This is a genomic window from Pseudomonas sp. GZD-222 (assembly GCF_049310525.1).
GTDB lineage: Bacteria > Pseudomonadota > Gammaproteobacteria > Pseudomonadales > Pseudomonadaceae > Aquipseudomonas.
Window position 1 is genome coordinate 22,300 of sequence record NZ_JBMOWO010000095.1, and the last position, 19,106, is coordinate 41,405.

Sequence of the window (19,106 nt, forward strand, 5' to 3'; positions counted from 1 at the left end):
TCAGGCCAGCTGCGCGGCGGCAGGGGCGGTCGCGGTCACCGGGGCACGCACGGTGCGCCAGGTGTTCCAGGCCATCAGGAACATGCCGGTCAGGAAGATTGCTCCGCCGACGAAGCGCACGATGAAGCCTGGGTGGCTGGCCACCAGGGTTTCGACGAAGGAGTAGGTGAGGGTGCCGTCGGTGTTGACCGCACGCCACATCAGGCCCTGGGCGATGCCGTTGACCCACATCGAGGCGATGTACAGCACGGTACCGATGGTGGCGAGCCAGAAGTGTGCGTTGATCAGGCCGATGCTGTGCATCTGCTCGCGACCGAAGACTTTCGGGATCATATGGTACAGGGCGCCGATCGAGATCATTGCTACCCAGCCCAGCGCGCCGGCGTGTACGTGGCCGATGGTCCAGTCGGTGTAGTGCGACAGGGCGTTGACGGTCTTGATCGCCATCATCGGACCTTCGAAGGTCGACATGCCGTAGAACGCCAGCGAAACCACCAGGAAACGCAGGATCGGGTCGCTGCGCAGCTTATGCCAGGCGCCCGAGAGGGTCATCATGCCGTTGATCATGCCACCCCAGCTCGGTGCCAGGAGGATCAGCGACATGATCATGCCCAGCGACTGCGCCCAGTCCGGCAGCGCGGTGTAGTGCAGGTGGTGCGGACCGGCCCAGATGTACAGGGTGATCAGCGCCCAGAAGTGCACAATCGACAGGCGATAGGAGTACACCGGACGTTCGGCTTGTTTGGGCACGAAGTAGTACATCATGCCGAGGAAGCCTGCGGTCAGGAAGAAGCCCACGGCGTTGTGGCCGTACCACCACTGGACCATGGCGTCAGTGGCGCCACCGTACAGCGAGTAGGACTTGGTCAGGCTGACCGGAATTTCCAGGTTGTTGACGATGTGCAGGATCGCCACGGTAATGATGAACGCACCGAAGAACCAGTTGCCCACATAGATGTGCTTGGTGGTGCGCTTCATCAGGGTGCCGAAGAACACCACGGCGTAGGCGACCCAGACAATGGTGATCAGGATATCGATCGGCCATTCCAGTTCGGCGTACTCTTTGGAGCTGGTAAAGCCCAGTGGCAGGCTGACCGCGGCAAGCACGATCACCAGTTGCCAGGCCCAGAAGGTAAACGCGGCAAGGCGTGGTGAGAACAGGGTGGTCTGGCAAGTTCGCTGGACCGAATAGTAGGAGGCGGCAAACAGCGCGCAACCACCGAAGGCGAAGATCACCGCGTTGGTATGCAATGGGCGCAGGCGCCCGAAGCTGGTCCAGGGGAGGTCGAAGTTGAGCGAAGGCCAGACGAGTTGCGCGGCAAGAAAAACGCCGAGCCCCATCCCGACGATTCCCCACACCACCGTCATAATGGCGAATTGGCGGACCACCTTGTAGTTGTAGGCGGTACTGCTGGTTGTGTTCATGTATGGGTTCCCATCCACGGTTATAGGCAGGCTAAATAGCGAGGTAAGCATGAGTAATGGGCAAGTGGCCGGTATTGACGGGGATCAATGGGCGCAGCTGATCGAAAACCGTGGCTGGCGCTGGAATGCCCCGCAAAATCAGGGGGATGGCGCGCATTTCAGGTGTCTGATTCTGGCCCATGGCGCCGGTGCGCCGATGGACAGCGGGTTCATGGAAGAAATGGCGCAAAGGCTGGCGGTACAAGGGCTGGGGGTGCTGCGTTTCGAGTTTCCCTATATGGCGCAGCGGCGCATCGATGGTGGCAAAAGGCCTCCAAATCCACAGGCAAAGCTGCTGGAATGCTGGCGCGAGGTGTATCAGCAGGTGCGACCATTGGTCACTGGGACGCTTGCCATCGGCGGCAAGTCCATGGGCGGGCGGATGGCCAGTTTGCTTGCCGATGAGCTGGGTGCTGATGCGCTGGTGTGCCTGGGTTATCCCTTTTATGCCGCCGGCAAGCCGGAAAAACCGCGAGTGGCGCATTTGGCAGCGTTGCAGACGCCGACGCTGATCATTCAGGGCGAACGGGATGCGTTGGGTAACCGGCAGACGGTGGAAGGCTATGCATTATCGCCGGCAATCGAGCTGTGCTGGCTGGAGGCGGGGGACCATGATCTGAAGCCGTTGAAGGCTTCGGGGTTCAGTCATGCTGATCATCTGCAGACGGCTGCAGATCGGATTGTGGCGTTTGTGCGCTGAATTTCGCGGGGCAAGCCCGCTCCCACCAGGGGGAGCGGGGGTGCCCCAAGAAGGGTCTGAACGAACCAAGGCGTTCGCAGAGATAAGCGGTATCTACTGCTACTTTCAATTGGAACTTGCTGTTGGCCGGCACGTTGAACTGGCTGCCTGCCGAGAAGGTTTCCCAGTTGTCGCTATCCGGCAGCTTGACGGTCAGGGCGCCCGAAACCACGTGCATGATTTCACGCTGGGCAGTGCCGAATTCGTACTCGCCGGGGGCCATCACGCCAACCGTGGCCGGACCTTCGGCAGTGCCGAAAGCGATCGACTTGACCGTGCCATCAAAGTACTCGTTGACCTTAAACATGGGCGACTCCTGAAAAGGGGCTGAAAAGGCTGGCCAGTATGCCCAAGGCATGGGGCGCCGTCATCCGCTTTCAGGTGCCGTTGGCCGGTAGGCTCAACGGCAGCAAACGTGCGGTGTTGCGTGCATCTTCCAGGGCCCGATGCTGCTGGCCACAGAACTGTAAACCGGCCAGTTGCAACGCACCGTTCAGGCCCAGGGGGCGCTGCAACTGGCGGGCCTTGGCAAAGCGCTGCTTGAGGTTGATGTGCGGCAGGTCGGCCAGCACGCTGTGCAACTGGTGCAATTGCCATTCCTGGAGCAATTGCTGGCGATCGTAGTCGCCCCAGCTGACCCAGGCTTGCAGGTGCGTGCGATGATGGCCGATCCAGCGTTCGAACTGCCCCCACACGTCTGCGAAGGGCGCGGCGGCGTCGACATTTGCCTGGCTGATATGCGTGAGCTCACGGCAGAACGGGGTCAGTTGCGGACGTCGCCGTGGTTTGACGAAACGCTGGAAATGATCGACCTCCCGGCCCTGTCGATTGACCAGCGTCGCACCAATTTCGATAACTTCCATATCCGTGACCGGCCAACCCCCATCGTCTGTGGTTGCTTCCAGGTCGATCACCAGCCAATGCCCCATAGTAGGCTCCCTTGCAAGACTCGCTAGAGCGTAGCCAAACTTGAGCGCCTGGGGTATCCCCTGGCGTTTTGCCGGTAACCGGTTTTTGGCGCAATCGAATGGTTGTATGGCGCCGGGAAAACGCCTAGCTTAGGCGCAATCCGGTTAGAACCCGCAAAGAGTGTGTTGCTTTGACTCAAACGTCCATGCCGCAGGCTGTGTCCTTGCTGTTCATGTTTGCTAGCCTGTGGCTGGCGTCATCGGCCCAGGCGACCGAAGAGGTCGAGGTCAAAGTCGGTGCTGCACATTTCCCTCCTTATACCGTGCGGCCGGAGAAGGGCGCCGAAACAGGGTTGCTGCCCCAACTGGTCGAGGCCTTGAACAACGCCCAGGAGCACTACCATTTTGTTCTGGTGCCGACGTCGATTCCGCGTCGCTTCAATGATTTTCGCCAGGGCCGCACCGACATGGCGATTTTCGAGAACCCTGAGTGGGGCTGGAAAAACATCGCCCATGTCGCGGTCGATATGGGGCTTGAAGATGCCGAGGTGTTCGTCACCCATCTGCAGCCGGATCGTGACGAGCGCTATTTTGCCGACCTCAGCGGCAAGCGTCTGGCCCTGTACAGTGGTTATCACTATGCCTTTGCCGGCTTCAATCCTGACCCCCAGTACCTGGCCGAGCATTACAACGCGACCCTGACCTACTCCCACGACAGTAATCTATTGATGGTTCAGCGTGGTCGGGCTGATGTCGCGTTGGTGACCCGTTCCTACCTCAGCGATTTTCTAGCACGTAATCCAGGCAGTGTCGGGCAGTTGCTCACTTCTGCGCGAGTCGACCAGGTTTACCGCCACTATGCCTTGCTGCGTCCCGATGCGCCGATCACTGGTCCGGCCTTTGCCAGTCTGTTGCAGCAGTTGCACGACAATGGCGAGCTGTTACGCATTTTCCAGCCGTTTCGCATCAGTGTTTCCCCTCCTGGAGCAGACTAAATTTCGCTCACGCGGCTACGTTCAGAACGGTGAGCACCTTTCTATCGTGAGCCAAGATCATGCCCTTCGACACTGCTTCGCAAACGCTGTCATTTCCCCGCTGGCGTAGCCTGGACGCCGATGAAAGTGACTGCCACCTGAACCTCGTGCTGGAGGGCAGTCCGCTGATTCGGGTGCGACTGGTGCGTGGCGATACTCTGGAAGTCCATCTCGAGGACGTTGCCCGGGAGCGCGTCCAGCAAGCCCTGTGGGCGGCATGCTATTGGCTGTTTGCGCGTGATCCTGACTGTCAGCGTCTGACCTGGCACCTGAGCTGCGAGCCGGGTGACGCCGTGCTCAGTGGTCTGCTCGTGGCTCAGGCCCAGGCGGGTGTGTACCGCTGTGAAAGAACACAGTTCTGGCAACTGCCGCAGCCCTGGCTGGGGCAGGCGTTTGACGGGGTCTACCCGCAACAGATGCAGATCACCGAGGGCAAGCGTCATCCACGCCGCGCGCCGAAACCCCGCGGTGAGGTGTACCGCCGATTCGATGCGCGCCTGGGCGCCTGGGTGTCACTGCGCACCCTGGAAATCGACAGCGACCTGGAGCGTTTCAACCGCTGGCAGAACAATCCGCGGGTGCTGAACTTCTGGCAGGAAGGCGGCAGCCTCGAACAGCACCGTGACTACCTGAGCAAGTTGCAGGCGGACCCGCACAGCCTGACCTTGATCGGTTGCTTCGATGACCAGCCATTTGCCTACTTCGAGGCCTATTGGGCCAAGGAAGACCGCATCGCCCCGTTCTATGCCGTCGATGATTACGACCGCGGCATTCACATGCTGGTGGGTGAAGAAACTCATCGCGGGCCACACAAGGTTGCCAGTTGGCTATCGGCCTTGGTGCATTACCTGTTTCTTGACGATCCGCGTACCCTGCGGGTGGTGGCCGAGCCGCGTGCCGACAACAGCAAGATGATCGGCTATATGCACGAGCAGTGCTTTCATTGCGAAAAGGAGTTCGACTTCCCGCACAAGCGGGCAGCCTTGATGGTGCTGGGAAGGGAACGTTTCTTCGAGCGCTGTAAGCTCGCCTGAGGCTCAAGCTGCCAGTTGCAAGCGACAAGCTTCAAGTTGATCGTGCGCAACTTACCGCTTGAAGCTTGTCGCTTGTAGCGCTTAAGCCCTCTGGCTTGAGACTTTCCGGCAATGTACCAGGGCGTCGCGGATCATGAAGTTGACCAGTGTCGGCGAGACCCCCAGTTCCTTGGCGATGTCCTTTTGCGCAACGCCGTGCAGCCGGTACATTTCGAATGCATAGCGGGTGCGCTGCGGCAGTTCGTTCAGGGCGTCGGCAATGTGTTCCAGGGTGGCGAGGTTGATATGCGTGGCTTCGGGCGAGGCGCCCTGGACGACCACGTTCAAGCCTTCCTCTTCGCTGCCGGAGTACCTGAGTTCCATGGACTGCTTGCGATAGTGGTCGATGGCCAGGTTGCGCACGATCTGAAACAGGTAGCTCAACTGAGCCTTGAATGAGGACGTGATCTGCGGGGCAGAACTGAGTCGAAAGAAGGCGTCCTGCACCACGTCTTCAGCACGAGAACGACAGCCAGTGATGCGTGCGGCGATCTTGACGAGAATGTTGCGGTTGTCGACAAACGCCTGGAGTAACGGTGAATCGCACTTACTTGTGGATTGTTGTTCCGCCATGGAAATCACCTTAGCTCTAAGAGGGAGGAGGAGCGCTCCGGGTGGGGAGGCTTCCTGCGACGTGCGACAAATTATTCTTAATGATAATTATTGTCAAATGAGAAAAGTAACGAGTCTCGGGATAATTTGGTTATAAGTCCCAGCCTGTGATGCGCTTCAAATAACCCCCCCTCTGTCGCCCTGCCGAAGATGCGCAGCGGACTTAATTATTTCCCCTGTCCATCCGTTCCTCTGTGTACATCCCTTGGCGCTCGGCAGGCGCAACGTGCAACCGCCTAACCGGTACGCGCCACTGTCGAGCCCTGATTTCACGTACAGACTCTGGCAGGAACCCTCCCATGACGGACGCCTTCGAACTCCCGGTTACGCTGGTCCAGGCATTGGCCCAACGTGCTGCGCAAACCCCTGACCGGGTTGCCTTGCGCTTTCTGGCCGACGACCCGCAACAGGAGGCGGTGCTGACCTATGGTGACCTCGACCTGCGCGCCCGAACCATCGCCACGGCCCTGCAAGCCCGTACGGCGTTCGGCGATCGGGCGGTGCTGCTGTTTCCCAGCGGCCCGGACTATGTGGCGGCCTTCTTCGGTTGCCTGTACGCCGGGGTGATTGCCGTGCCGGCGTATCCGCCGGAATCCTCGCGCCGTCATCATCAGGAGCGCCTGGTGTCGATCATCGAAGACGCTGAGCCGAGCCTGTTGCTCACCAGCAGTGGCCTGTACGACAGCCTGCAGGCGCTGGAGGTGTTCGCCGAAGAGACTGCGCCGCACTTGCTCGCAGTCGATCATCTGGACGCCGCACTGGCGGATGCCTGGCAAACCCCGGCACTGCAGGCCGATGACATCGCCTTCCTGCAATACACCTCCGGGTCCACCGCCTTGCCCAAGGGTGTGCAGGTCAGCCACGGCAACCTGGTGGCCAACGAGGTACTGATCCGCCATGGCTTCGGCATCGACCTCAATCCGGATGACGTGATCGTCAGCTGGTTGCCGCTGTACCACGACATGGGCCTGATCGGCGGCCTGCTGCAACCGATTTTCAGCGGCGTGCTCTGTGTACTGATGGCGCCGGCTTACTTTCTGGCCCGGCCACAACGCTGGTTGCAGGCGATCAGCGATCATGGCGGCACCATCAGCGGTGGTCCCGACTTCGCCTATCGCCTGTGCAGCGAGCGGGTCAGCAGCGCCGCCCTGGCCAACCTCGATCTGAGCCGCTGGCGTGTGGCCTATTCCGGTTCCGAGCCAATCCGTCAGGACAGTCTGCAAGCCTTCGCCGAGAAGTTTGCAGACTGTGGTTTCAGTACCGAGAGCTTCTTTGCCAGCTATGGCCTGGCTGAGGCGACCCTGTTTGTCAGCGGCAGTACCCGTGGTCAGGGCATTGGCGCCTTGCCCCTGAATGCCGGCGCCCTGGCGCGCAACAGCGCCGAGCCGGGCAATGACACGGTGCAGATGAGCTGCGGGCGCAGCCAGCCCGAACACGGCGTGCAGATCGTCGACCCGCAGCAGCTGACTGTCCTGGCCGACAATCAGGTTGGTGAAATCTGGGCCTGTGGCCCGAGCATTGCCAAAGGCTACTGGCGCAACCCTGAAGCGACGGCGCGAACCTTTGTCGAGCTAGGCGGGCAGACCTGGTTGCGCACCGGTGACCTGGGCTTTGTGCGTGAGGGTGAACTGTTTGTCACCGGTCGTCTCAAGGACATGCTGATTGTGCGTGGGCATAACCTTTACCCGCAGGATCTGGAGAAGACTCTGGAGCGTGAAGTCGACGTACTGCGCAAGGGGCGTGTGGCGATCTTCGCCGTCGACCACCTGGGTGAGGAGGGGATCGGTGTTGCCGTCGAGGTCAGCCGTAATGTGCAGAAGATCATCACCCCGACGGCCCTGATCAAGACCTTGCGCCAGGTGATCGCCGATGCCTGCCAGCAAGCCCCGGCGGTGGTCCTGTTGCTCAACCCGGGAGCGCTACCGAAGACCTCCAGCGGCAAGCTGCAGCGTTCCGCCTGCCGTCTGCGGATGAACGATGGCAGCCTGGATTGTTATGCGCGGTTCCCAGAAGTCGAGCAACCCGAAGCGCTTGCTCAAGGCTCACAGGCTGGCGCGTTGCAGTCCCTGATTGCACGCCTGTGGTGTGAGCAACTGGGCGTGGCGCAAGTCGCCGACGATGATCATTTCTTCCTGCTCGGCGGTAACTCGATTGCCGCCACGCAGCTGACAGCCCGCCTGGCTTGCGAGCTGAACCTGCAACTGAGTGTGCGGGTGCTGTTCGAAGCGCCGTTGCTGGGCGACTTCTGCACCGCTGTAGCCGCCGCGCAACAGCAGGGTGGTGCGGCCCATGGCGCAATCCAGCGCCTCGCTGCTAGCCAGGCAGTGCCGCAGTCACTGGCGCAGAACCGCCTGTGGCTGCTCTGGCAACTGGAGCCGCACAGTGGCGCCTATAACATTCCGGGGACGCTGCGTTTGCGCGGCGAGCTGGACCAGGCGGCGCTGCAGTCCAGCTTCCAGGCCCTGGTCGATCGCCATGCGTCTTTGCGCAGCGTATTTTCCGAAGTGGAGGGTCAGGCGCTGCAGCGTGTGCTGCCAGTACTGACATTCAACCTGCAGCACCTCGACCTGAGCGGCGTCGACAGCGTTGAAGTGCAGGCTCGGCGCGATGCCGAAGCGCAGCAACCGTTCGATCTGCAAACCGGCCCGTTGCTGCGGGTAACCCTGGTGCGCCTGGACAGTGAGGAGCATCAACTCTGGGTGACCTTGCATCACATCATCACCGACGGCTGGTCGATGAATATCCTCATCGACGAGTTTTCGCGGCTGTATGCCGCTCACTGTCAGGGGCAGCAGGCTGAACTGCCCGCGTTGGCCCTGGACTACGCCGACTATGGCAGCTGGCAACGGCAATGGCTGGCTGACGGTGAGGCGGCGCGACAACTGAGCTACTGGACGGCGCAACTGGGCGATGAGCAACCGGTGCTCGACCTGGCAACCGATCATCCGCGTTCAAGCCAGCACACCAGGTCGGCTGCGCGCCTGAGCGTGCGGGTGCCGACCGCCCTGAGCGATGCACTGCGCAGTAGCGCCCGCGCGCACGACAGCACGCTGTTCATGATTCTGCTGGCCGGCTTTCAGAGCGTGCTGCATCGCTACAGCGGGCAGTCCGATATCCGTGTCGGGGTGCCCAACGCCAACCGCCCGAGGCTGGAAACCCAGGGTATGGTGGGGTTCTTCATTAATACCCAGGTTCTGCGGGCGCAACTGAATTCACGCTTGTCGTTCGCCGACCTGCTGGTCCAGGTACGTGAGGCAACCCTGCAAGCCCAGGCGCATCAGGACCTGCCGTTCGAGCAGTTGCTCGCTGCCTTCCCGCAAGCGCGCGAGCAGGGGCTGTTCCAGGTCATGTTCAACCACCAGCAACGTGATCTGACGGCGTTGCGGCGCCTGCCCGGGCTGCTTGCCGAAGAGCTGCCATGGCACAGCCGCGAGGCCAAGTTCGACCTGCAACTGCATAGCGAAGAAGATCACCAGGGGCGCCTGTCGCTGTCCTTCGACTACGCCAGCGAGTTGTTCGACGCTGCCAGCGTGCAGCGTCTGGCCGCCCACCTGCTGAGCGTGCTGGAGCAGGTCTGTGCCGCGCCGGCGGTCAGCATCGGCGACCTGCAGCTGCTTGATGCCCAAGGCCGCGAGCAATTGCTGCAATGGGGCCAGGCGCCTGCGCCCCAGGCCCGGCAGTGGGTGGTCGAGCAACTCAATGAACAGGCGCGCCTGACCCCGCAGCACACCGCTCTGGTATGGGCAGGCGGCACCCTCGACTACGCCAGCCTGCACCAGCAGGCCAATCGCCTGGCCCATTACCTGCGCGACAAGGGTGTCGGCCCGGATGTCTGCGTGGCCATTGCTGCCGAGCGTTCGCCGCAGCTGCTGATCGGCGTGCTGGCCATTCTCAAAGCCGGTGGCGCCTATGTTCCGCTGGATGTCGATTATCCGCCTGAACGCCTGGCGTACATGCTCGCCGACTGTGGTGCGGGGCTGCTGCTCAGCCATAGCGATGTACTCGAGCGTTTGCCGCAGGTGCCAGGGATCAGCGCCATTGCCATCGATCAGCTCAAACTCGACAGCTGGCCGTGCCAGCCGCCGGGCTTGCACCTGCATGGTGATAACCTCGCCTACGTGATTTATACCTCTGGCTCTACCGGGCAACCCAAGGGCGTCGGCAGCACCCATGCAGCACTGGCCGAGCGCTTGCAGTGGATGCAGGCGCACTATGCGCTGGATGAGTACGATGTGCTGATGCAGAAAGCGCCCATCAGCTTTGACGTGTCGGTGTGGGAGTGCTTCTGGCCGCTGGTCAACGGTTGCCGGCTGGTGTTGGCGGGGCCTGGTGAACACCGCGACCCGCAACGCATCGCGGCGCTGGTGCGCGAGCATGGTGTAACGACCTTGCACTTTGTTCCCGCGTTGTTGCAGGTATTCATTCAAGAGCCGCTGGCGGCGGGATGTAGCAGCTTGCGCCGGCTGTTCTCCGGCGGTGAGGCGTTGTCTGCGGCTCTGCGCGACCGGGTGCTGCAAGTGCTGCCACACGTCGCGTTGCACAACCGCTATGGGCCGACCGAAACCGCGATCAACGTCACCCACTGGCAGTGCAGCGAGACCGATGGCGCGCGTTCGCCAATTGGCCGGCCGTTGGCCAACGTTGTGTGCCAGGTCTTTGATGAAGAACTGCAGCTCTGTGCGCCGGGTGTTCCCGGTGAACTTTACCTCGGTGGTGCCGGGCTGGCTCGTGGTTACCTCGGGCGTCCGGGGCTGACAGCGGAACGCTTCGTGCCGCAGCCTGAGGGCGACGGTCAGCGTGTCTATCGCAGTGGTGACCGGGCACGTTGGGTCGCCTCCCTGGGGGCACTGGAGTACCTCGGGCGTCTTGATCAACAGGTAAAGCTGCGTGGTTTCCGCGTTGAACCTGAAGAAATCGAAGCCTGCCTGCTCGGCCAGCCGGGCGTGGAGCAGGCAGTGGTGCTGATCCGCCAGACCGTCGCCGGTGCGCAGTTGGTGGGTTATTACAGCGGTATTGAAAACAATGCGGGGCTGATGGCGGCGTTGGGCGAACAGCTGCCGGCTTATATGGTGCCGGCATTGCTGATGCATCTGGCGCAGATGCCTTTGGGCCCGAGCGGTAAGGTCGAGCGCAAGGCGCTGCCGGAACCGGTATGGACCACCCGTGAACACATCGAGCCGAGCACCGCGCTGCAGCAGCAGATTGCAGCCATCTGGCGCGACGTGCTGGGGCTGCAACAGGTCGGTCTGCAGGATGACTTCTTTGCCCTCGGCGGCCACTCGTTGCTGGCGACCCAGATCATTTCCCGCAGCCGTCAGGCGTGCAATGTCGAGTTGCCGTTGCGGGTGCTGTTCGAAGCCAGCGAGCTGGGCGCATTTGCCCGCGAGGTCGAGCAGATCCAGCAGAGCGGGGCGCACAACCTGCAGGGCGAAATCGCTCGCATCGATCGGCGCCAGGCCGTGCCGCTGTCTTACTCGCAACAGCGTATGTGGTTCCTCTGGCAAATGGAGCCGGACAGCCCGGCGTATAACGTCGGCGGCATGGCGCGGTTGCGCGGCGTGCTGGATGTCAGCCGCTTCGAGCAAGCCCTGCACGCCTTGATTGTGCGCCATGAGACCCTGCGAACAACCTTCCCGAGCATCGACGGTGTGCCGTATCAGTGCGTGCACAGCGACAGCACTGTGCAGATGCACTGGCAGGATTTTTCTGCGCACAGCCCGGTAGAGCGCGAGTCGCGTCTGCAAGCCTTTGCCGATGAGCAAGCACACCAGCCGTTCGACCTGGAACGCGGTCCGCTGCTGCGTGCGTGCCTGGTCAAGGCCGCTGAGCATGAACACTATTTTGTCCTGACGCTGCACCATATCGTCACCGAAGGTTGGGCCATGGACATCTTCGCCCGCGAGCTGGGTGAGCTCTACGAAGCCTTTGTCGATGAGCGTGAATCCCCGCTGCAAGCCTTGCCGGTGCAATACCTGGACTACAGCGTCTGGCAGCGCCAGTGGCTGGAAGACGGCGAAGGCCGGCGCCAGCTTGACTACTGGAAAGCCAAACTGGGTGATGAACATCCGGTGCTGGAACTGCCCGCCGACCGTCCACGGCCAGCGCTGCAAAGTCACCGAGGCGAGTTCTATCGCTTTGATCTGAGCCCGCAGTTGGCGGCACGGGTTCGGGCGTTCAATGCCGAGCGCGGTTTGACCCTGTTCATGACCATGACCGCAACCCTGGCAGTGCTGCTCTATCGTTACAGTGGTCAGCAGGACTTGCGTATTGGTGCCCCGGTGGCCAACCGCATTCGTCCGGAAAGCGAAGGGCTGATTGGGGCTTTCCTCAATACCCAGGTGTTGCGCTGCCAGCTCGACGGGCAGATGCGCGTCAGTGCGCTGATCGACCAGGTTCGCCAGACCGTGATCGAGGGGCAGTCGCACCAGGACCTGCCGTTCGATCAATTGGTCGAAGCGTTGCAGCCGGCACGCAGCACTGCTTACAACCCATTGTTCCAGGTGATGTGCAACGTACAGCGCTGGGAGTTCCAGCAAAGCCGGCAGTTGTCGGGCATGCAGGTGGACTACCTGGTCAACGACGCCCGGGCAACCAAGTTCGATCTCAACCTGGAAGTTACCGACCTCGACCGGCGCCTGGGCTGCTGCCTGACCTACAGCTGCGACCTGTTCGACGAGCCGCGCATCGCGCAGATGGCTGCGCACTGGCAGAACCTGCTGGAGGCGATGCTCGACAATCCCGGGCAGCTTCTGTGTGAGCTGCCGATGCTGGCCAGCGATCAGCAGCAACAGCTATGCGACAGCCTCAAGGGTGACCTTGAGGCCGATCTTAATCAGACCATCGAGGGGCTGTTCAGCGCGCAAGCGGCACGTCAGCCGCAGGCCCTGGCCCTGACCTTTGCCGGTCAGCACCTGAGTTATGCCGAGCTGGATGCGCGCGCCAACCAGTTGGCCCGTGTGCTGCGTGAGCGTGGCGTTGGCCCGCAGGTGCGGGTGGGCCTGGCGCTGGAGCGTTCGCTGGAGATGGTGGTCGGGCTGTTGGCGATTCTCAAGGCCGGGGGCGCTTATGTGCCGCTGGATCCGGAGTACCCGCTGGAACGCCTGCACTACATGATCGAAGACAGCGGCATCAGCTTGTTGCTGGGCCAGCGCAGTCTGTTCGAGGCGCTCGGTGAATTGCCGGGCCAGGTCGCGCGCTGGAGCCTGGAAGACGACGGCCCGGCGCTGGCTGCTGTCAGCCGTGAGCCGTTGCCACAGGCCAGTCTACCGGGCCACCAGGCGTACCTGATCTACACCTCCGGCTCCACCGGCAAGCCCAAAGGCGTGGTGGTCAGCCGTGGCGAGATCGCCATGCATTGCCAGGCGGTCATTGAACGCTTCGGTATGCGTAGCGATGACTGCGAGCTGCACTTCTATTCGATTAACTTCGATGCCGCCACCGAGCGCCTGCTGGTGCCGCTGTTGTGCGGTGCGCGGGTGGTACTGCGTGCCCAGGGGCAGTGGGGTGCCGAAGAGATTTGCACACTCATTCGTGAACAGCAGGTGTCGCTTCTCGGCTTCACCCCAAGCTATGGCAGTCAGTTGGCCCAGTGGCTGGCCAGCCGCAATGAGCACTTGCCTGTGCGCCTGTGTATCACCGGTGGCGAAGCCCTGACCGGAGAGCACTTGCAGAGGATCCGCCAGGCGTTTGCGCCACAGCAGTTCTTCAACGCTTACGGGCCGACCGAAACCGTGGTCATGCCGCTCGCGTGCCTGGCGCCCGAACAGCTGGAAGCAGGGGCTGGCAGTGTGCCGATCGGCGCGGTGGTCGGTGCCCGGGTGGCCTACATTCTCGATGCCGATCTGGCGTTGCTGCCTCAAGGCGGTATTGGCGAGTTGTATGTGGGCGGCGCCGGCCTGGCCCAGGGTTACCATGAACGACCGGGGCTCAGTGCCGAACGTTTTGTCGCCGACCCGTTCAGCGTTGAAGGCGGGCGTTTGTATCGCACCGGCGACCTGGTTCGCCAACGTGCCGACGGGCTGGTCGAGTACGTTGGCCGTATCGATCATCAGGTGAAGATTCGCGGTTTCCGTATCGAGCTGGGCGAAATCGAAACGCGTTTGCTTGAGCATCCGGCGGTGCGCGAGGCGGTGGTAGTGGCCCTGGACATGCCTGGCGGCAAGCAACTGGCGGCGTATCTGGTCTGTGAGCAGGCTCAGGCTGATGCCTCAGCGCAGACCGCGTTGCGTGACGCGCTCAAGGTGCAGCTACGGCTGCATCTGCCGGACTACATGGTGCCTGCTCATCTGCTCCTGCTTGCGCAGATGCCACTGATGGGCAATGGCAAGCTTGACCGGCGGGCGCTGCCAGCGCCTGAGCTGGCGCAAGGGCGGGAACGCTATGAGGCGCCGCGCAGCGAGCTGGAACAGCAACTGGCCAAGCTCTGGCAAGAGGTCTTGAACGTGCCGCAGGTCGGCCTGCAGGACAACTTCTTCGAGTTGGGCGGTGATTCGATTCTGTCGATCCAGGTGGTCAGTCGAGCCCGTCAGGCCGGGCTGCATTTCACCCCGCGTGACCTGTTCCAGCACCAGACCATCCAGACCCTGGCCACTGTGGTCCGGCGCAGTGATGACAGCCAGGTCGACCAAGGTCCATTGCGCGGTCGCGCGGTACTGACGCCGATCCAGCACTGGTTCTTCGACAGCGATGTGCCGCAGCCGCAGCACTGGAACCAGGCGGTACTGCTGGCGCCAACCGAACGTCTAGTGCCCAAGGCGCTGGAGCAGTCCTTGCAGGAGCTAGTCGAGCACCACGACGCCTTGCGCCTGCAGTTCAGCGCGCACGATGGCCAGTGGCAGGGCGACTATGTCCAGGGGCAGGGCCGCGAATTGCTCTGGCAAGTGTCGGTCAACCATTTCGCCGATTGCCAGCCGTTGTACAGCGATGTGCAGCGCAGTCTTGATTTGCACAATGGGCCGTTGCTGCGGGCCTTGCTGGTTGAAGACAACGAGGGGCAGCAGCGATTGCTCCTGGCGATCCATCACTTGGTGGTGGACGGTGTGTCGTGGCGCGTGCTGCTGGAAGATGTGCAGGCGCTGTACCGTGGCCAGACCCTGGCAGCCAAGACCCGTGCCATGAGCGACTGGGCCGCGCGCCTGGTGACCTATGCCAGCAGCGATTCACTGCGCGACGAACAGCACTGGTGGCAGGCTCAGCTGAACACGGCGCACCGTGAGCTGCCCTGCGATCATCCGCAAGGGGAAAACCTGCACAAACAGGCGCAGACCCTCAGCGTGCGCCTGGACGCCGGGCAAACCCGGCAACTGCTCAAGGAGGCCCCCGCGGCGTACCACACCCAGGTCAATGACCTGCTACTGACGGCCCTGGCCCGGGTGCTGTGCCGCTGGAGTGGCGACAGCTCGGTGCTGGTACAGCTGGAAGGTCATGGCCGCGAGAGTCTCTTCGAAGACATGGACCTGACCCGCAGTGTCGGCTGGTTCACCAGTGCCTATCCGCTGAGCCTGAGTCCGGCGGTTGGCGAAGGTGCCTCAGGGCAGGCGGCTTCGATCAAGGCGATCAAGGAACAATTGCGCCAGGTGCCGCACAAGGGCCTGGGCTATGGCGTGCTGCGCTACCTGGCCGAGACACCGGTACGCGAAGCCATGGCGGCCTTGCCGCAGGCGCGGATTACCTTCAACTACCTGGGTCAGTTCGACCAGCAGTTCCAGACCGATGCCCTGTTCCAGCCGGTGGATGAGCCGGCCGGCGAGGCCCATGATCTGGAGGCGCCACTGCCGAACTGGTTGAGTGTCGATGGCCAGGTCTTTGCCGGTGAGCTGCAGTTGCGCTGGACCTTCAGCCGCGCCCGCTACGACGAGCACACGATTGATCAGCTGGCCCGGGCCTATAAAGCGGAATTGCTTGGCCTGATCGCGCACTGCCTGACTTCCGGCAACGGCAGCTTCACGCCGTCGGACTTCCCCCTGGCGCGACTGACCCAGGAGCAGATCGACAGCTTGCCGGTGCCGACAACACAGATCGAAGACGTCTACCCGCTGACGCCGATGCAGGAGGGGCTGTTGCTGCATACCCTGCTGGAGCCGGGCACCGGCATCTACTACATGCAGGACCGCTACCGGATCAACAGCGCCCTCGACCCGCAGCGTTTCGCCCAGGCCTGGCAAGGCGTGGTCGCGCGTCATGAAGCTCTGCGTGCTTCGTTCAGCTGGAACGCTGGCGAAGCGATGCTGCAGATCATCCACAAGCCGGGCAATACCGCGCTCGACTACCAGGACTGGGCCGAGCTTGGCGAGGACGAGCAGGAAGTGCGTCTGCAGACCCTGCACAAACAGGAACGTGAAGCCGGCTTCGATCTGCTGCAACAGGCGCCGTTCCACCTGCGCCTGATCCGGGTTGGCGCGGACCGTTACTGGTTCATGATGAGCAACCACCACATCCTGATCGATGCCTGGTGCCGTTCGTTGCTGATGAACGATTTCTTCGAGCTGTACATGGCCTTGGGCGAGGGTCGCGAGGCGCAGTTGCCAGTGCCACCGCGCTACCGCGACTACATCAGCTGGTTGCAGCATCAGGACCTGGACGAAGCGCGCCAGTGGTGGCGCGACAACCTGCAAGGCTTCGAGCGCAGCACCGCAGTACCGAGTGACCGGCCACTGTTGCGTGATCACGCTGCCGAGAGCGCCGGAATGATTGTCGGCGATTGCTACACCCGTCTGGATGTTGCTGACGGTGTCCGTCTGCGTGAGCTGGCCCAAGCCCATCAGCTGACCGTCAACACCTTTGCCCAGGCGGCCTGGGCGCTGGTGTTGAGTCGCTTCAGCGGCGAACGCGATGTGCTGTTCGGGGTGACGGTGGCCGGTCGGCCGGTGAGCATGCCGCAGATGCAGCGCACGGTAGGGCTGTTCATCAACAGTATCGCGCTGCGGGTGAAACTGCCGGCTGCCGCTGAGCGTTGCAGTGTCCGGCAATGGCTCAAGGGCTTGTTCGAACGCAACATGGAGTTGCGCGAGTACGAGTACCTGCCGCTGGTAAGCATTCAGGAGTGCAGCGAGCTGCCCAAAGGCCAGCCGTTGTTCGACAGCCTGTTCGTGTTCGAGAACGCTCCGGTGGAAGTGGCCGTGCTGGATCGGGCGCAGAGCCTGAATGCCAGCTCCGACTCCGGTCGTACCCACACCAACTTCCCGTTGACGGCGGTGTGCTATCCGGGGGATGACCTGGGATTACACCTGTCGTTCGACCAGCGCTATTTCGACACGTCGACTGTCGAGCGTCTGTTGGCCGAGTTCAAGCGCCTGGTGCTGGCTCTGGCCGACGGCTTCCTCGGCGACATGAGCGAGTTGCCGCTGTTGGGTGAGCAAGAGCAGCGCTTCCTGCTCGAGGATTGCAACCGTAGCGAACGCGCCTACCCCCTGGAGCAGAGTTATGCCGAGTTGTTCGAAGCGCGGGTTGCTACCCATCCGCAGCGTACTGTGGCGCGCTGCCTGGAGCAGTCGATCAGCTACACACAGCTCAATCAACAGGCTAACCGCCTGGGTCATGCGCTGATCGCTGCCGGGGTCGGCGTGGATCAACCGGTGGCGCTGTTGGCAGAACGTGATCTACCTTTGCTGGGCATGATCGTCGGCAGCTTCAAGGCCGGTGCCGGCTACTTGCCGCTCGATCCGGGCCTGCCGACGGCGCGCCCGCAACGTATCGTCGAGCTTAGTCGCACGCCGGTGTTGGTCTGCAGCCAGGCGTGCGCCGAGCAAGGGCGTGCGCTGCTCGACGAGTTGGTGTGCGCGGGGCGGCCGAAGCTGCTGATCTGGGAACAGGTACAAAGCGCCGGGCTGCCCGACATCAATCCGGGCATCTACAGCGCGCCGGACAACCTCGCCTATGTGATCTACACCTCCGGTTCCACCGGTCTGCCGAAGGGGGTGATGGTCGAGCAGCGCGGCATGCTCAACAACCAGTTGAGCAAGGTGCCGTACCTGCAACTGGACGAGCAGGATGTCATTGCCCAGACCGCCTCGCAGAGTTTCGATATCTCGGTCTGGCAGTTCCTTGCCGCGCCGCTGTTCGGTGCCCAGGTGGCGATTGTGCCCAACGCCATTGCCCACGACCCGCAAGGCCTGCTTGAGCATGTCCAGACCTGCGGGATCACCGTGCTGGAGAGCGTGCCGTCACTGATTCAGGGCATGCTTGCCAATGAGCATCAACACCTCGACGGCTTGCGCTGGATGCTGCCGACCGGGGAAGCGATGCCGCCTGAACTGGCCTCGCAGTGGCTGCAACGTTATCCGCAGATCGCTCTGGTCAACGCCTATGGCCCGGCGGAATGCTCCGATGACGTGGCCTTCTTCCGCGTCGATGCGGCCTCGACGCGCGGCAGTTATCTGCCGATCGGCACGCCCACCGACAACAACCGTTTGTACCTGCTGGGCGACGATCAGGAGTTGGTGCCGTTGGGAGCGGTAGGTGAACTCTGTGTGGCGGGCACTGGCGTCGGCCGTGGTTATGTCGGCGATCCGCTGCGCACCGCCCAGGTGTTTATCCCGCATCCGTTCGGGGCCCCGGGGGAGCGCCTGTATCGCACCGGTGACCTGGCGCGGCGGCGTGTGGACGGTGTGCTCGAATACGTCGGGCGCATTGACCACCAGGTGAAGATCCGTGGCTACCGCATCGAGCTGGGTGAAATCGAGGCACGGCTGCATGAGCAGAGCGAGGTTCGCGATGCGGCGGTGGGCGTTCAGGAGGGCGCCAACGGCAAGCACCTGGTCGGCTACCTGGTGGCCAGCGCGGCGACTGCGGATACCGATGTATTGCTCGAGCAGATCAAGCAGCGCCTACGGGCCGAACTGCCTGAGTATATGGTGCCGCTGCATTGGACCTGGCTCAAGCAACTGCCGCTCAATGCCAACGGCAAGCTCGACCGCAAGGCCCTGCCGACGGTTGATTTCGCCGCTCAGCAGCGTCACGACTACCTCGCACCGCGCAGCGAACTGGAGCAGACCCTGGCGACGATCTGGGCCGAGGTACTCAAGGTCGAACGGGTCGGGGTACGGGATAACTTCTTCGAGTTGGGCGGGCATTCCCTGTTGGCTACCCAGATCGCCTCACGGGTGCAGAAAACCTTGCAGTTGAACGTGCCGTTGCGGGCGATGTTCGAATGCAGCAGCGTCGAGGAGCTGGCTGTTTATGTGGAAGGTCTTAAGGCCAGTGAGCTGAGCGATGACAAGGTTGACCGCCTCAGCGATCTGATGGCGGAACTCGAAGCGCTGTAAGAGGGGAACTGCAG

The 19,106-nt window shown here is 62.4% G+C and carries 7 protein-coding genes and 1 pseudogene; 4 read left to right on the forward strand and 4 right to left on the reverse strand.

The window, feature by feature from the left end:
• Complete coding sequence (gene ccoN, locus ACO6VD_RS17865) at positions 1-1,425, reverse strand: cytochrome-c oxidase, cbb3-type subunit I (RefSeq protein WP_422420972.1); 1,425 nt, start codon at positions 1,423-1,425, stop codon at positions 1-3.
• Positions 1,426-1,474: 49 nt separating this feature from the next.
• On the opposite strand from ccoN, the gene ACO6VD_RS17870 reads away from it, so the two are divergent.
• Entirely contained in the window at positions 1,475-2,164 is a 690-nt protein-coding gene (locus ACO6VD_RS17870) for an alpha/beta family hydrolase (protein WP_422420974.1), read from the forward strand.
• A gap of 73 nt (positions 2,165-2,237) precedes the next feature.
• Here ACO6VD_RS17870 and ACO6VD_RS17875 read toward each other — a convergent pair.
• Both ACO6VD_RS17875 and ACO6VD_RS17880 read right to left on the reverse strand, forming a co-directional pair.
• A pseudogene (locus ACO6VD_RS17875) lies at positions 2,238-2,510 on the reverse strand (pyrimidine/purine nucleoside phosphorylase); the annotation flags it as partial.
• A gap of 70 nt (positions 2,511-2,580) precedes the next feature.
• Positions 2,581-3,132, reverse strand: coding sequence for an exonuclease domain-containing protein (locus ACO6VD_RS17880; protein WP_422420976.1), 552 nt, complete (start codon positions 3,130-3,132; stop codon positions 2,581-2,583).
• A gap of 212 nt (positions 3,133-3,344) precedes the next feature.
• On the opposite strand from ACO6VD_RS17880, the gene ACO6VD_RS17885 reads away from it, so the two are divergent.
• Both ACO6VD_RS17885 and ACO6VD_RS17890 read left to right on the forward strand, forming a co-directional pair.
• Positions 3,345-4,106 carry a substrate-binding periplasmic protein gene (locus ACO6VD_RS17885; protein ID WP_422421014.1) on the forward strand — a complete coding sequence of 254 codons (762 nt, stop codon included), beginning with the start codon at positions 3,345-3,347 and terminating at the stop codon, positions 4,104-4,106.
• Positions 4,107-4,165: 59 nt separating this feature from the next.
• The gene (locus tag ACO6VD_RS17890) at positions 4,166-5,179 is read left to right on the forward strand and encodes a GNAT family N-acetyltransferase (protein ID WP_422420977.1); all 1,014 of its coding nucleotides are present in this window, start codon (positions 4,166-4,168) and stop codon (positions 5,177-5,179) included.
• Positions 5,180-5,260: 81 nt separating this feature from the next.
• On the opposite strand, the gene ACO6VD_RS17895 is transcribed toward ACO6VD_RS17890, so the two are convergent.
• Positions 5,261-5,791 (reverse strand): RNA polymerase factor sigma-70, encoded by a 531-nt coding sequence (locus ACO6VD_RS17895; RefSeq protein WP_422420979.1) that lies wholly within the window; start codon positions 5,789-5,791, stop codon positions 5,261-5,263.
• Positions 5,792-6,129: 338 nt separating this feature from the next.
• Between ACO6VD_RS17895 and ACO6VD_RS17900 the strand changes: the two genes are divergently transcribed.
• Entirely contained in the window at positions 6,130-19,092 is a 12,963-nt protein-coding gene (locus ACO6VD_RS17900; protein WP_422420981.1) for a non-ribosomal peptide synthetase, read from the forward strand.
• Positions 19,093-19,106 lie beyond the last annotated feature (14 nt).

Coding starts and splice junctions, on each gene's coding strand:
- ACO6VD_RS17870 (WP_422420974.1), top strand. CDS start 1,475: ATGAGTAATGGGCAAGTGGCCGGTATTGACGGGGATCAATGGGCGCAG.
- ACO6VD_RS17880 (WP_422420976.1), bottom strand. CDS start 3,132: ATGGGGCATTGGCTGGTGATCGACCTGGAAGCAACCACAGACGATGGG.
- ACO6VD_RS17890 (WP_422420977.1), top strand. CDS start 4,166: ATGCCCTTCGACACTGCTTCGCAAACGCTGTCATTTCCCCGCTGGCGT.
- ccoN (WP_422420972.1), bottom strand. CDS start 1,425: ATGAACACAACCAGCAGTACCGCCTACAACTACAAGGTGGTCCGCCAA.
- ACO6VD_RS17895 (WP_422420979.1), bottom strand. CDS start 5,791: ATGGCGGAACAACAATCCACAAGTAAGTGCGATTCACCGTTACTCCAG.
- ACO6VD_RS17900 (WP_422420981.1), top strand. CDS start 6,130: ATGACGGACGCCTTCGAACTCCCGGTTACGCTGGTCCAGGCATTGGCC.
- ACO6VD_RS17885 (WP_422421014.1), top strand. CDS start 3,345: ATGTTTGCTAGCCTGTGGCTGGCGTCATCGGCCCAGGCGACCGAAGAG.